Origin of the sequence: Zoogloea sp. (assembly GCF_041911615.1) — a bacterium.
GTDB lineage: Bacteria > Pseudomonadota > Gammaproteobacteria > Burkholderiales > Rhodocyclaceae > Zoogloea.
In genome coordinates, this window is record NZ_JAYROR010000017.1 from 1 (window position 1) to 14,775 (window position 14,775).

General features: G+C 61.2%; 7 protein-coding genes. 4 read left to right on the forward strand and 3 right to left on the reverse strand.

What is annotated here, in order from left to right:
• Positions 1 to 82 precede the first annotated feature (82 nt).
• The 3 genes from pglX to ACE3P2_RS02495 are packed head-to-tail and all read right to left on the reverse strand — an operon-like array spanning position 83 to position 7,435.
• Positions 83 to 3,013, reverse strand: coding sequence for a BREX-2 system adenine-specific DNA-methyltransferase PglX (gene pglX, locus ACE3P2_RS02485; protein WP_374260602.1), 2,931 nt, complete (start codon positions 3,011 to 3,013; stop codon positions 83 to 85).
• A complete protein-coding gene (gene pglW / locus ACE3P2_RS02490; RefSeq protein ID WP_374260605.1) occupies positions 3,010 to 7,218 on the reverse strand; it encodes a BREX system serine/threonine kinase PglW in 4,209 nt (1,402 codons plus the stop codon). The genes pglX and pglW overlap by 4 nt, the downstream gene beginning before the upstream one ends.
• 13 nt (positions 7,219 to 7,231) lie before the next feature.
• Positions 7,232 to 7,435 carry a helix-turn-helix domain-containing protein gene (locus ACE3P2_RS02495; protein ID WP_133588694.1) on the reverse strand — a complete coding sequence of 68 codons (204 nt, stop codon included), beginning with the start codon at positions 7,433 to 7,435 and terminating at the stop codon, positions 7,232 to 7,234.
• A 351-nt stretch (positions 7,436 to 7,786) separates the two neighbouring features.
• On the opposite strand from ACE3P2_RS02495, the gene ACE3P2_RS02500 reads away from it, so the two are divergent.
• Genes ACE3P2_RS02500 through ACE3P2_RS02515 form a run of 4 tightly spaced genes read left to right on the forward strand, consistent with a single transcriptional unit; the run spans position 7,787 to position 14,702 of the window.
• A complete protein-coding gene (locus ACE3P2_RS02500; RefSeq protein ID WP_374260608.1) occupies positions 7,787 to 9,217 on the forward strand; it encodes a Wadjet anti-phage system protein JetA family protein in 1,431 nt (476 codons plus the stop codon).
• Entirely contained in the window at positions 9,201 to 9,896 is a 696-nt protein-coding gene (locus ACE3P2_RS02505) for a DUF4194 domain-containing protein (protein WP_374260611.1), read from the forward strand. Before ACE3P2_RS02500 ends, ACE3P2_RS02505 begins: the two co-directional genes overlap by 17 nt.
• Positions 9,886 to 13,542: an SbcC/MukB-like Walker B domain-containing protein gene (locus ACE3P2_RS02510; protein ID WP_374260614.1), complete on the forward strand. Its 3,657-nt coding sequence runs from the start codon at positions 9,886 to 9,888 to the stop codon at positions 13,540 to 13,542. Before ACE3P2_RS02505 ends, ACE3P2_RS02510 begins: the two co-directional genes overlap by 11 nt.
• Positions 13,539 to 14,702, forward strand: coding sequence for a Wadjet anti-phage system protein JetD domain-containing protein (locus ACE3P2_RS02515; RefSeq protein ID WP_374260617.1), 1,164 nt, complete (start codon positions 13,539 to 13,541; stop codon positions 14,700 to 14,702). Before ACE3P2_RS02510 ends, ACE3P2_RS02515 begins: the two co-directional genes overlap by 4 nt.
• The last annotated feature ends 73 nt before the right edge of the window (positions 14,703 to 14,775 follow it).

Consider the following 14,775-nt stretch of genomic DNA (forward strand, 5'->3'; position numbering starts at 1 on the left):
CCACTGTCGCGCTCTCCGGCGGCAACAACCGCGCCACCGCTCTATCCTTGAATTCCTGTCCGTATCGCGCCACGTCGTTCTCTCATCGTCGCCCCCGAATTGAGGATTTTATCGAGGCGACAACTATTCTGACGCGGGGGGACAGGTCGGGGGCCTCCAAGCGGTTCAATAGCCATTGTTCAAGGGCCACTGTTTCCAGTTTGTCCCATGGCTCTACCTCCCATCTCCGCTTGCAGTTCATGCTTTCAATCAGGCGCAAGTCCCGAGATTGCCGAATAGCAGCTATTCTCTCGCGTACCACTGCCTTGTATCGGTCGGGCCAATCAACAGGAATATCAGTACAAGGGGAGCACTTAAGCCATTCAAACCATTTCGTCTGCAATCGGCCTGATACGAATTCTTGGGCCAGAATTATCTCGAATGCACGATTACCAAGAGCAATACCTGGCGGGATACTTGCAGAGACTAATGGCGTTTCTGTTAGGCCGTACAAGTAGTAGACGAACCAATCGAGCTCCTCTTGCCATGAAATCATTTGTTCAAGAAGTTCTCCAGCTCTTGCACGAGCGTCTGCAATTTCCAATGCCGTAGGTATTTGCCTTGAAAACAACGAGGGTGGAAGGAGCTTGTTACGTTCCCTAGCTAACTGATCAAGGGTCTTGGCAATGTCGACTGGCTGGCCTTCAACAACAGGAAATTTCTTGACCTTTGATGCGTCATGCTCGAAGAAATCATGCCATTTTTCGTCTTTTGATGACCCACCTCCGGGGCCACCTTTGTTGTGACACACCTGCTGGAGCCAAAAACAAGCTATCGAAGAATTCAGCAAGCCGAGCAAACCAAAATGTGCATCTTCACCAGCAGATTCCGGCAGCTTGATTACAGGTGAACTGCGATTAAAGACCTTCCCGCCTCGATCCAAAACAAAATGGTTATGGGTCGCAACGAATGAAAAAGCGATACTCAGCGGAGTCCTAAGTTTGTTCGCAGTCAGTCGGCCATACTCATGCCACATGAGCCCAGATTCAACCTTGGTCTCTCCACCAAACATCTTGCTATTTGCCAGACAAGTCTTGAAAGGCCACAGGAACCTATATTCTGGTTGACAATTGACGATGTCGATTGGACAAAAGTCATCGTCATAAGGAAATAGTGCAGCAGCTCGAGATTGATCCGCCCAATCCCGCACCTCATCCCCTACGGACATTCCTCGAATATGCGCGCATGAGATACCAGCGCGTTCCCAGAAGCTACGTTCCTGAATATAGGCATTGTCTTCAAGAGTGAATGAGGTGATGCCGATTGACTCAACTATGTCTGCCAGTGCGCACGATGCTTTATCTTCGATAGTTTCTTTGAGTTCTGCTGCTCCGCCCCCGGCCATACTCCATGGATGCTTGGAAAGAATAGATCTATCAACATCAGCAACAGTCACCCATTCCGACTCGGACCCTCTCTGATCAATCTGTCGAACAATCGCGTTCCATACAACGCCTTGTGCGGGATCAGGCGGTGTCGATGGCTCACCCTTAATGCCCATTACCGCTCGCACAACCTGGGCAACTGGTGCGCGATTTCGTCCCATAAGAATCGCAGTCGGTGTTCCGTGACCTGGTATGTGGGCTACCGATGTATCCAAAATGTGGGTCAAATCGATGGTCGGAAAGAAGCTTTGCACCAGCTTTTTCCCGAACTCGCGATTCATGAAAGACTTGGCGACAATCAATCCAACAAAACCTGATCGTTGCGTATGGTCTAACGGCTTTGCGAAGGCCCAAAAGCGCTCGCAAAACGGGGAAACCAAGGCGTACTTGCCGCTGCAGCTAGCGTAGCGTTCGCGATAGAGTGCCGAGACTGCCCGATCCTTGACCGTGATGTACGGTGGATTCCCGACGACCACAGCATATTTGCGTGCGAGGATTTGGTTGGTTGCTTCAAGATCTTCTGCAGCGAAGGCATGGCGATACCGATGATCCCCGCCAGCACCAAGGTTCTCCTGCGGGTTGTTCAAGCCTAGTGAGGCCTGCGCTCGCGTGTAGTCCCGCTGGTCAAAGCCGTGCAGCAGGCTGTCACCGGTCTCGATGTGCAGATGGAAGTCCGGAGCGAGCCGCAGCTTGCGGACCTGCGCCGCCTTCAGCGCGGCCACCAGCAACCGGAAGCGGGCGATCACCACCGCATAGGGGTTGAGATCGATACCCGCGATGCGGTCGAGCGCTTCCTGCAAGGCCAGGTTGACGTTGTCCGGCCGCTTACGCAGCCACAGCGGTGCCAGCCGTTCAAATGCTCCGAGCAGGAAGTGTCCCGACCCGCAGGTCGGGTCGATCAGGTCAACTTCTTCCAGCGTATAGATGTCGAGCGCCGGGGTCAGCGTCCGATCCAGGATGAAGGACTCGACGAACTCGGGCGTCTGCAACAACGCATAGCGTTCGCGAGCGGCTTCGGAGAGGTCCTGGTACAGGTCCCCCAAGAAGCGGGTGTTCCAGTCGGGATCGGCGAAGTCGTGAACCAGCGCACCGCTGTCGGCATTGGTGGCCCGGAAGAAACGCACCAGCTGCTTGCCCATATCGGCAGAGACCGGGGCGGCGAGCACGTTGCGCTGAACTTTCAGAACATCCGATAAACCCGGCAGGCGGCCCGCTACGGCAAAGGCATCGCGCAAGTAGTCGTTGTCGGAGGCTGTCGGGTGTTCGAGGTAGAACGCTTCCTGCCGCCCCACGGCAGATTGACCTCGGCTATCGGTGCCGGCAATCAGCGGGGCATCGAGCAAGTCGTTGTCTTCGCAGAAACGAATGAAGACGCAGGCCAGAACCCACGCTACAGCGGACTGGGTGAATTGGGCCTCTACCCAGGTTTCCAGGGCCTCAGCCGTGCGACCGGCGTCGCGAGCGGCCTGCCAGTCCGCAGTCAGGCGATTCTTGTACCCGGGGTGGCTGGCAAAGCGCCCCCGCAGATCGCCCTCCAGGTCGCGAACCTGGAGTTTGAGATCGGAGAGTAGCTTGATGCGATTGATCATTCTTTTCTTGCCTTGGTGCGGGTCTTGGCAGACGGGCCGCCGGGCGTGCCGTGGGCGTTTTCGAGCCAGGCACGCGGGATCCGACCGTAGTCTGTGGTGTTGATCGTCACCGGAACGGCCTGACCATCCAGCACGGGGCGGTTGTCGGGCGTCATCGGGCTGGCAATCAGGGCTATCAACGGGGGACGCTGACCGAACATGCAGGCATCCGCCAGTCGGGCGAACAGGGGCATGCGCTGCCAGCGTGCGGCCAATCCGAGGTTAACCAGGAGCCCGGGCTGGTCGTCCGTGAGCAACTGGGCTTCGACTTTGGGCCACACCTCGCCCAGCACGGTGGCGAAGTTCTGCGCGTCGACGGACCCCGCCGGTGCGCCATCGGCGGCGAGCAGGACGTTCCAGTCGACCTCCCATTCGCGCGCCTGCGCTTCGAGTTGCGTCAGCACGACCTCGTCGAAGTCGATTACCTTGAGGCCAAAACGCTGAGCCAATTCACGCTGGGCGACGGGAAGCCCTTTGGGATCGACCGACAGCGTGAGCAGCTTGCCACTGGCAAGGGCGTGCCTGATGCGCTCATCGATTTGCAGGGCCGCCTGAATATCCGGCGCCGTGGCCGTGCGCGGGCGGTTGTTGGTCGAAAGCCGGGTGATTTGCGTGGTGCCCGAGATGACGCCGGCCGAAAACTGCGTGACGAAGGCGCGCTTGGCGCCGTCCCACCTCACATCCAGGCCCGCATCCTTGAGCAGGATTTCCAGTTCCGTTGGGCCGGGCAATGGAGCGGCTTCGGGATAGCGGGCGAAAACACGCCGCCGGATCGTCTCGAGGTCGAACTGCCGCAAGCCGAGTAGCGACGTTGTGGCCAGCTTGACGGCACGCGCGGGGGACAACTGAATCGGGTAGAACTCGAGGCGTGACGACAAGGCGGCATGACGGGCGCATGCTGCCGCCAGACGGATCATTCGCTCCGAACTCAAACTGGTGTCACCAGCTGGGGGCTGAATGCGCGCCAAGGCGTCGGCCACCTGTTGGGCCGAAGGTAGTGGATCCAACTGAGCCAGTCGGTCGGCCGCTTCGCCCAGAACGACCGCGTAGCTGGCGCGCACCTCCGGCGACGAAGGAAAGAGGCCGGAGGCCCCACTGCTGGCCAGCGTGGCGACCACGAGATCGTCTGGTTGCGACGCTTGGACCAGGGGGCGGACGTTGGAGTCACGCTGAACCACCTGCCAGCGTGCCCCCTGCTTGGTACGCTCGACGGTGATGACGGCGCGCGCCAGAGCGACGGCCTCGATGTGCCGGGTTTCACCGGTTTGTACGCTGCCACGTCGGGCCAGCAATGCAGAAGCGATTTCGCCGACGGAGGCAATCCCGCCGAGCCCAGCCAGGACAAGGGCTACGTCGTCACGGAGATGGGTGATCTCGGGCTGGCGCGACATGCGTTCGGCCATCGACTGCAGGAGTTCTTCTGCCAGCGGTGTGCTGGCGGCTCCAGCCGCTAGGCCCAGCCACCCCTCCAGGGCTTGGAGTTGCGCTTCATCACCCTTCTTCGGCACGAGCAAGGCGGCGGCAGCATCCACCGAAAGCTTGGCCACGGTGGTGTCGGCCGGTTGCTCGTCTCTGGCGACACCGCCGCTGAACTGATGTCGCAGCCGGTCGGCAATCTGGTGCAGTTCACGTGCGACCGCCAGCGCGATGCCGCGGTGACGGTACAGGCGATTGCGCGGCAGATCCGCCAGGTCACCCGCCGTCGACAGCTCGTCGTGACCAATTCGGTCAATCAGTTCGAGGTGACGGGAGTCCAACTCCAACGATTCCAGCGGCGTGGTCGGCGTGATGCCGCTCGCCGGTGCAGCCGGTTCCTCGCCGAACGGCAACTGGCCCTGTGGTGGATGGGTAGTGTGGGCGGTGACGGGCCGAGAGACGTTCTCGAACACCTTGCGCCAGGCGCGCAGCATCTGCTCTGCGTTGTCGAAGCGCTTGCGGTGATCGCGGGCCAGTGCCCGGCTAAAGAACTCGAGCGCTTGCTGGCGGATCGATGCGTCAAAGCGCTCGGAGTCCAGGATGATCTCGGACTTCAGCGTCGCCGGGTCTGCGCTGCCGTCACCCCACTCGGGCAAGGTGCCGGCGGCCATCTCATGCAGCGTCAGCGCGCAAGAGTAGCGCTCGGCATAGCCATCCCACATACCGCGCTTGCGCAGGAAAGGGTCCATATAAATCCGGGTTCCCGCATTAAGATCGGTGGCTGGCACCCCCGCCAGCGAGAAATCAAACAACGTGAGCGTGAGCCGCTTCCCCGCCCCGGGGCGGATGCCAATGTTGTCGGGCTTGATGTCGCGGTGCGGAACCCCCTCCCGCTCCAGGTACTCCACGACGGAAATCAGCTCCTCACCGAAGCGCTGCAGCAGGTCCAGCCCCAATCGACCTTCTTGCCGCAGACGCTCGCCCAGCGTTTCCTCGCCTGCAGAGGACAGGAACAGGGTCGCAAGCCCCGCGATTTCGAAGCGCTCGAAGCACTGGACAATGTTCTGATGCGGTTGCAGGCGGACCAAGGTTTCCGCCTCGCGTTTGAGGCGTTCGTTGTATTCCGCTTCCCGTGCAATCTTGAATACCCCCTGGCGAGGCTGACCGGCGCCTTTGCGGCGGACCTCCAGGGCCAGACTGGTTCCACCCTTGCCAAGGCGACGGACGACTTCAAAGCCGTGCAGCTCGTTGCCCGCATTTGCTTCCAACGGGGAAGCGAGGGGTGACGCCGGAGCGGTCAGCGCGTCTTCAAGCGCTTCCTCTGCCTTGTCGAGCGCCACGAGGAATTCCCCGGTCGAACCGAACCGGTCTTCCGTTGAAGGCCAGGTCGCGAACTGGATCAGATCCTCGATCTCGGCCAGACAGCCATTGACCAGTGCCGAGAGTGTAAGACCCGGCCCCTGCTCACACTTGGCAACCAGCTCATCGCCGCTGACGGCGGGCGGCTCACCGGCGAGCACAAAGTAGGAGATGGCACCGAGGGAAAACAGGTCCAGCTTGATGGCATCCGGGCGCGGGGCTATACGGGCTTCGGGTGCGAGGTAAATCTCCTGCGCCACCCGATCCGAGAGCATTTCGACATGGAGCGTGCCCGTCGTCTCTCCCTCGGCTTCCTGAAGTTGCCGCGTCGCTATCTGCCAGTCGAACAGCGTAACGTCGAACGAGTTCGCGCCCACGGTTCGGACCATGATGGTCTGCGGTGACAGACCACGGTGGTAGAGGCGGTACCGATGTGCCGCATCCAAGGCTTCGGCAATGGCGCGGACGAGTTTCAGCCGTTGCCAGAGGTCGAGGTGCTCCCCTTGCGCCCGTATGAAATGGTCAAGTCGTTGCAGCCCTTCCTCGTAGTCGAAAATCAGGGCCGGGCCGTGCTCACTGTCGATGAAATCCGATGCGCGCAAGATGCCCGGATGGCGGATGCCTTCGAGCAACTGAAACTCACGACGCGCGGCATCTGCCAGCATGGAGCGCTGCGCGGCATTGAGGTTGCGCTTTGCGGTGTAAAGGCGCACGCGCCGCCGAAGGTTGGTCAGCGATACGTGTTTGGCGAGCCAGTCCTGATGGAAATCGGTTTCCGCGAGGACTTGCTCGAGCTGATAGTCACCAACGCGCCGACTCTGCTGCGGGGGGCGAATACCAATCGCTTCCAGCGCCCGGTTGATGGACGTGGCCAGATCCCGGTCAATAGGCTGCGCACTGGCAACGGGGGCGGTCTCATCGAATAGCTTGCCAGCGATGTCGGCCCTCAGATGCACGTTTTCGCGTGCAGGGCCCGTGAGCTTGCATCGTTGCCCAGGGTCCGACAGGAAAACCAGGGACTGGATATACGGTGTGCGGCGCTTCTGTACGGTCAGTTGCTTGCGAAGCAGCGATGCCAGCTTCTTTGCCTTGCGGTTGGTGAGCAGCAAGGGGTTGTCGTCAAAGTACTCCCGAGCCCCATCGCGCCAGATCCAGGTGTGCGAATCGCCACCGACTTCGCCTGGGCGGCTCTTGATTTCGACCAGGAAGATGCTGTACCTGGAAATGACCAGCAGATCAACTTCGTTGATGCTCCCGTCGTCGGCAACAAACTCGAAATTGCTGTAGGCACGGAAGGGCTCTCGGTTGGGTAACGCACGCTGGATGAAGTCCAGTGCGTTTTGCTCCCACGGGAACTGAGAGGGCGATATGGTTTTCCAGCGACTCGTCATAGTCTCCCCCGAGTCACGAGTCGGCATCTGAATGGGCGTCATCGGCCTGAGCCCCACCCGCCCGGACCCAGCCGTCCACGTCTTCTTTCTTGAACTTCCAGAACCGGCCGACCTTGTGACCGGGCATGCCTTTCCCGGTCACCCAGGTGTAGACGGTGTCCTTGGAAACACCCAGGTATTCGGCGATTTCGTCAACCGACAGCCAGCGGTCATCCATTGAGCGATCCATGTGAAAGAAGGGCGAGCTGTTCGCAACGGCGCATTGTATCCAAACTGATTTGGCTTCGCTTGGGTTTGATGGGATAAGATCGGGTTTGTGCTGAGGTGTGGCGTGTTTTGCCGGTTCGGAGGCTCACGCCGTGAGCCTCCACTAGCGTAGGGTTGCGGTGTGTCACATCAGGGAGACCACGTGAGCGACAAGAAACTTGGGGCGCATCCGTTCATCTGCCAGGCCGACCAAGGCCTGAAGAACAGTTTCGATCTACGGGTACAGGATGGGATGCTGCAATGTAGGCGTGGCCCACACGACGGCCAACGACAAGCAGCGGCTCTGCGGCACGGATAGCTTATGTTCACTTCCGGGCACGCGCAGTTCTTCCGTCCGCTGACACTCAAGAAGCGCCGGCTCATCGCAGCCTGCATTCGTGCCTTCTACCAGCGGCTTTACGGGTCTCACGCCGACTACCGCTCAATCCTCGGGCGAGAGGAACTGCGCGACTTGTTCGTGCAGACGATCCAGACGGACGGTGTTCGAACCGAGCCGGATGACGATGCAGGCGAAGAGGGATTTGCGCCCGCCGATCTGGCCGACGACCAGAAGATGGCGAGCGCCTTCATTCGCCAGCTCGTGGCCGACGGCTGGCTGGAAACCGCCGAAGACCGTGTCCGTCTGGTCACGGCCTACCGCTTCACCCGCACCGGCAAGATTTTCGCCCAAGCCCTGACCCTGGCTGACCGCCCTCGCGAGCGAACCCGTCAGCGCAACATGCGTTCGTGCAAGAACGCCCTCGGCGCCTTCATCGAACGCCGCGATGTGGAAGATCTGCTGGACGCCTACGAGTACGCCGATCGGGTGATCACCGATCTGTCCGAGGACATCGAGCTGTTCTATGAGCTGGCTCGCAAGATCCTTCTGGACGCTCATGCTCAGGGGAACTGGGATTCCTTCGTCGAGTTCGTAGAACGTCGCTTCCGGGACGAGTTCTCGCCCCGTCTGGTGTATGACAACGCCGAGCGTCATCGCCTGGACATCGCCGCCCTGATCGATCGGCTGCATGAGCTGACGGCCGCCGAGATTCAAGCCATCGACGCCGAGCTGACCCTCCACGCGCCATGGGCGGCGCAGGCCGCCCCCAGCGGCGGCGTGCTGGGCTGGCTCTTGGAGCGGATCGAGGACATGGTGACCGCGGCCTGCCGGACAAAGCAGCCGGAGCTATTCCGGGCCATGGAAAGCTACATCCGCCGTCACGTAGTATTGCTGTCCCAGAGCCTCTTCATGGATGCAAATGGGGCCAACGCCGCCCTTTCCAGTCTGATCCGTTCCATCGGCGGGATGCCGCGGGAAGAGCAAACTGCCTGGCTGGAAACCCAGGGTGCAGCGCTGTCGCCCGTTGCCGTGGCGCTATATGACCCGGCGACGATTCGGATGAAGACCGCCGCGGAACGCACCCGGGCCCAGACCATCAGCATCGTTCCCGAGATCACGCGGGAGGAGCGCCTGAGGCAGTTCCTGCGGCAGGCCGAGGAACGTGCCTTCTCGTTGTCGCAGCATGACGTCGTGCACTATCTCCTCGGCCGCATGAACGGGAAGGATCAGCTTCGCTTGTCGGAACTGCCGGTGGAGGACGCCATCCAGGCCTTGTCCCTGCTGCGTGCGGTCGAGGCGGCCCGAAGTAGCGAAAGCCTGGAGGTGGAGCGGCGGGAGGGCGAACCGCTGGAAAACCCGATTATGTCGGGTACGGACTACGCGATCAGGAAGAGGCATGTCGGCCATGGATGAAACCACGATTGGACAGCTGGTCGGCGCCGAGTTGAAGGCGCGCGGGGTGCGGCCCGAGTCTTTCCGGCAGATCGCCGGACGTCTGCTGGGACTCTCCATCCTGCACCGGGAGGACAGTGCAATCGAGCGGCAGCTTTACGACGATGCCGTCCGTATTGAAGGCCTGCTCAACGATTACTTCGAGGCGGCAGGGTTTCGTCTCTTCCATGAGCGGCACCAGAACTACTTCCGGCTCTACCCGCCCGGCGCCCGCGCCCCTGGTCTGCCCGACGAGGATGATGCAGTCGTGGTTGAGGCTGTACGGGCCAGGCTATCCGCCGATTTCGTCGCGACCTGCCTCGCCCTGCGGCTGCTTTATAACGAAGGCCTGCGGCAAGGTTCGATCAACGAGCGCAATGAGGCGCTGGTGACCGTGGAACACCTGAACGCCACCCTGACCGCGCACATGCGTCGCTCGCTGCCGCCGAAGACTGCTCGGGAAAAGCTCTTCGCCGACTTGAAGCGGGCGCGACTGATCGACTATCGGGCCGACCCCCAGGTAGAAGACGCCGATGCCCTCATCGCTGTTCGAGGAACGGTCCTGCAGTTCGTCGCGGATTCCGCCGTCGACGCCCTGCTCTCGCAGGCACAGAAGCCGGCACCAGCACCAATGCCCGAGGAGACAGGCGATGAAGCTTGAGAAGCTTATCCTCATAAACTGGGGTTTCGTGGTTTCCAGCGAATATCCCTTCGGCAATGCCACGCTGCTGTCTGGATCCACCGGGGTGGGCAAATCCTCTTTTCAGGATGCGATCCAGTTGATCATGACCGGCGGCAAGCAGCACATCAACGTGTTCAACTCTGCCCAGGATGAAGTGGGCGCAGGCGGGCGTGCCGGCGGCAAGGTGAGGCGCACCCTGGCCACCTACGCGATCGGCATGCGGGATAACCTGTGCGCTCGACCGTTTGGCTCCCACACCTATGTCGCTGCCGTTTTCTCACCTGAGCCCGACGAAGTGGCAGAAGCGTTTACCGCTGTGGTCGCTGTGGAAGCGGAGGTTTCCGGCAGCCGGGAACAGGGCCGTAATGCCGAGGTAAGCCGCAAACAGTACCTCGTCCTGCCAGGAAGCCGGTTGTCCGAGGCGGATTTCATCGCCTCGCGAAAAGGCGCTTCCATCGTTGCGGTGCCGGTAGAAGAGATCTACGTACGCCTGCGTCAGCGCTATCCGAAGGTGCTGTTCTTCGAGAACAGCATCGAGGATTACCTGTGCAAGCTCTATGCGGAATTCCGCGGTGGAGGCAAGACTCTGGTCGGTCCGCGCGAGGCGGAGGCTGCTGCCCGTGCCTTCGTTCAGTCCATTGCCCGAAAGACCGTCGGTTCGGTGGACGAGCTGATCCGCGAGCAGGTATTGGCGGAGCCCGACTTTTCCGAGCAGATCGGGCATATCGCGTCGCTCATGCAGAACGTGCAGCGTCTGCGCAAGATCGCCACGGATTTGCAGGCTTCCCAGCAGCGACTGGAAATACTCAAGGAGCATGCCGATGCTTTCCTCGCCGCTTTCGAGGAAGCCCTCGAAGCTGAGCTGGGCGAAGCTCTGCGCCGCAAATTCGATGTCGAGCGGAAGATAGAAGGGTTGCAGCAGACCAGGCGGCAAGCCCATGCCGATGCCGAGAGGGAAAAGGTGCTTGCGGAACGGCACGGCAAGGCATTGGAGCGGGCCACGCATCTGCTCGCAGCCGCCCAAGGCCGGCTCAACGGCAATCCGGTGGCTCAGGAGCGCGCGCGGATCGACCACAGGATCGAGACTGAAAGGGACAACCGGTCAGGCATCGCAGCCGAACTGCTCGGTGCACTGCAAGGCGTGCGCAACGTCCTGAGTGAGTTGGCTGCCTTGGCCACGCAGCCCAACCAGGAGGAGTCAGCTTACAAGGCGGCGGTCGATCGCCTTGTGCTGGAACTCGCCCGGATCGACATCGCCAATGCTCGGGCAGCAGTCAAGCAACTGGCGACACAGCTTGCCTCGGGGGTGGTCGACCTTAGCCTTCTGCCACGGGATCGGCTCGCCGATCTGGATGCCGAATTGGCGCCGTTGATGGAGCGAGTTCACGGCCCCGATGGCCTCTATGCATCGGTGACGCGAGAACAGGGCCGCCAGCAGGACAAGGCCCAGGCCCTGCAAGAGGAGATCGAGGGCCTTGCCAAGCGCAGGCAAGGGCTGGAGGACGGAAGGATGGACGTGCCCGACGCCGTGGAGGCCGCCGTCACGTTCCTTGAGTCGAAGTACCCTGGCGCCCGACCGCGGGTGCTGTGCAATCTGGTCCAGCCCCGTGAAGGCTCGCGCTGGCAGAACGCTATCGAAGGGCTGCTGGGCGGCAACCGTTTCCTCATCCTGGTCGAGGCGGATTTCGAAGCACGTGCCATTCACGCTGTGCGCCATGAGCTGCGCGGCATCGCCGCATCGGTGATGCAAGGGGAGCTGGCCCGGCAGCGCGCCGCAAATCAAGCGCTGCCGGCCGATTCCATTCTCCATGAGCTCGTCATCACCGACGAAACAGCAAGGGCCTACCTCATTGCGAGCTACGGCCGCTACGCCAAGGTCCGCGATGCGGAGGCTTTGCGTCGAGTGCCCCAGGGCCTGACGGTGGACGGCATGGCCTCGGGCGGCTTCAAGATGTTCACATGCTGGATGGAGGATGGAGATCTGGCCTTCGGCGCCGAGGCGCGGCGCAAGCGGGCGGTAAGGCTCGGCCGGGACATCGAAGAGAAGACCCGTGAGATGGGCAGACTCAAGACGAAAGCTGCCGAGTTGGCCGGTTGGGGCGAGCGTTTGCGCAAGCTCAATTGTTCCCCCATTGCGCCTCAGTTGGATGCCCTGGCCGAGACGCAGCGTCTCTTGAACAGCCTGGCCGCCGAGCGCGCAAGCCTCGACGACTCGGGTATCAAAACCCTGGAGCGGCGGTTGGCACGAGCGCAACGCCTTTTTGACGGGCACCTGGACCTCAAGGGCCGAGCGGAACGCGCCGCGGGCGAGGCAGCAGGCCGCGCCAAGGGCTTGGACGCAAGCATTGCCGAAGCCGAACTGGACCTGCGGGCAGACGGCATCAGGCGCGTAAGGCTGCGCATGGTGGAACTGGTCCGCCTCAATCCTCGGTTCGCACCGGCCCAACTGGAGCACCGCGCTCAAGAGGCTGTGGCGGACCAGACGGCCGAACAGTTCGACGGGCGGCGTCGTCAGCAGACCGGCTTGTACCGTGAACGTCGCGAGGCGTTCGAACGGCAGATCGAGGAGCACAATCGGCTCGCCGCCTCCCTCGACGAAAGGGTGAGCTACCAGCCCCGCCACTCCTCGGAAGCGGAATACGAGTGGCAGGCCTATGGCGGTATTCCGGAATCTCGTCGACAAATCGTGGCAATGCTCGATCGCCTCGAGCAGGTACGCATTCTGAACAATGCGCGCGAATTGCAGGACGCCGAGAAGAACTTCAACAACACTTTCAGCACTCACTTCGCCCTGGCCGTTCGCACTGCCGTGGAACAGGGCATTCAGCCGCTCAAGCGGCTGAACGAGAAACTCAAACGCCTTGCCTTCGGCGAGGACCGGTTCGAGATCGAATACGGTCAGATGGTCAAAGAGTACAAGAAGTATTACGACCTGTTCCAGGAACTCAATCGGCTGGCCGAGACGCAGACGCCGGTGGATCTGTTCTCCGCGGCTGAAGGCGTGCTGTCCGGAGACGGTGCCGTAGCGCTGGACGAGATCAAGAACTTGCTCCTCGACCCCAACCGCGAGTATGCGCTGCGGCGCTTGAGGGACATCGCCGACTATCGCAGTTACCGGCACTACGACATCCGCAAATACTCGGAGGACGGGCGCGAAGCATCCCTCGCCAAGATGGCAACCTTCTCCGGCGGCGAGCTCATGACTCCAGCCTACCTGGTGCGTGCGGCGGTGTTGGCTCAGGCCTTCCGCCAGTTCGAGAAATCGGCCAGCCTCAGACTCATGATGATCGACGAGGCTTTTGACAAGATGGACGAAGCTCGTACAGCCGCCGTCATGCGTTATCTCAACGAGAACCTCGGCCTGCAGTTGATCGTCGCCATGCCATCCCGCGCTTCCGGCCCGTTGCTGGATCTGTTTACCTTCGAGCACCGTTTCTCCCTGATGAAGGTGGAAGGCTTGGCCGGAGAATTGGACAAAGTTACCGAGGTAGACAGCTCGGCGCTCAAGACCGACCACCTGCGCGCACTTTGGGCAAAACGCCGCGACGTAGTGAGATTGGAGGCAGAGCAGGAATTCCTGCTGCAGGAAGCCCGACAACAGGTCACCACCGGACTGCAGACATGAATGCCGAGTCGTTCGTCGGAGTCCGCGAGCCGGCACTGGCGGCCCTGCTCAATGCTCTGGTCGACCGCATCGAAGCAAGGCCTTTTCCAGAGCGGTCCAGGGATCTCGTCTTCCCATTGAACCCGCACAACTGGCCAGAGTTCTTCGCCATCGACCACCCAAGGGAACGCACCTTTGTCTGGCAGGCGCTGGAAACTGTCGTGGGACAACCGGGATTTGAGCTAAGACTCGACCAGCGAAAGAGCCGCCTCGACCTCGATATCTGGGAAAGGCGGCCGAAAATCATCGTCTCGCCGGATGGCGAGGCCTTCCTTCGCGAAGCGACGAAGCGTTACCCGAGCGTCACGTCTCGCTGGATAGAGCAGTGGCGACAAGCGGTATTGACCCGGTTCGCCGAAGGAGAGTTGGGGGCCCGACTACTCTCCCGACCCATCAGCATCATCCAGCGCTCGGCCGACGAGGTATTAGAGCGGTTTGCGGCGCTTGCTGCTTTGTCCGACTCGGGTCTCATGCTGCACGAAGTGGCTAGCCGCCAGTTCTGGGGTCTGTCGAAGATCCTCAGTGGCCAGCAGGAAGCCATCGCCCTATTGCTTGGGCAACCCATTTGCCCTTTCCCCGACAAGCCGGTGCAACTGCTCGTTTCCGCTCTCACCGACGATGCCGATGCACCGATTCTGTTCATCGAGAACGCCGCAACATTCGAGTCCCTGGCGTCTGGCCGCCTGGATGCGGCTCGTGACTTCATCCTCGTTTTCGCCTCAGGCTACAAGGCCAGCGCGCGGCGACTCCGCAGCCCGGGCGGCAGCTCCGTCTATTTTGCCCCGCGCGTCTTGACGAGCAATGTCGAACTGCCGGGAAAGTTCCTTGTGTGGCTGTACTCGGCTAGTACCGACCGAGCCATCCACTTCTGGGGAGATCTGGATTTTGCCGGCATGGACATCCTCAAGGAACTGCGCGTGGTGTTCCCTGAGGCGCAAGCTTGGACGCCCGGCTACGACGCCCTCCTCGACCGCCTGTACTTGGGTGAATCCCATGCACCCGATGAGGCGAAGAAATCCGGCCAGACCGATCCCGGCCAGACGGGCTGTCGCTATGCCGACGCAGTACTCTTGCCAGCGCTGCGCCAGCATGGGCGGTTCGTGGATCAGGAGAGTCTGTAGGCAACCAGATGGGTGACTACCATTTCGTCTGGGGGACTACGACAATGAGCTGAGGGCGATACCCCCCTGATAA

Coding starts and splice junctions, on each gene's coding strand:
- pglX (WP_374260602.1), bottom strand. CDS start 3,013: ATGATCAATCGCATCAAGCTACTCTCCGATCTCAAACTCCAGGTTCGC.
- pglW (WP_374260605.1), bottom strand. CDS start 7,218: ATGACGAGTCGCTGGAAAACCATATCGCCCTCTCAGTTCCCGTGGGAG.
- ACE3P2_RS02495 (WP_133588694.1), bottom strand. CDS start 7,435: ATGGATGACCGCTGGCTGTCGGTTGACGAAATCGCCGAATACCTGGGT.
- ACE3P2_RS02500 (WP_374260608.1), top strand. CDS start 7,787: ATGTTCACTTCCGGGCACGCGCAGTTCTTCCGTCCGCTGACACTCAAG.
- ACE3P2_RS02505 (WP_374260611.1), top strand. CDS start 9,201: ATGTCGGCCATGGATGAAACCACGATTGGACAGCTGGTCGGCGCCGAG.
- ACE3P2_RS02510 (WP_374260614.1), top strand. CDS start 9,886: ATGAAGCTTGAGAAGCTTATCCTCATAAACTGGGGTTTCGTGGTTTCC.
- ACE3P2_RS02515 (WP_374260617.1), top strand. CDS start 13,539: ATGAATGCCGAGTCGTTCGTCGGAGTCCGCGAGCCGGCACTGGCGGCC.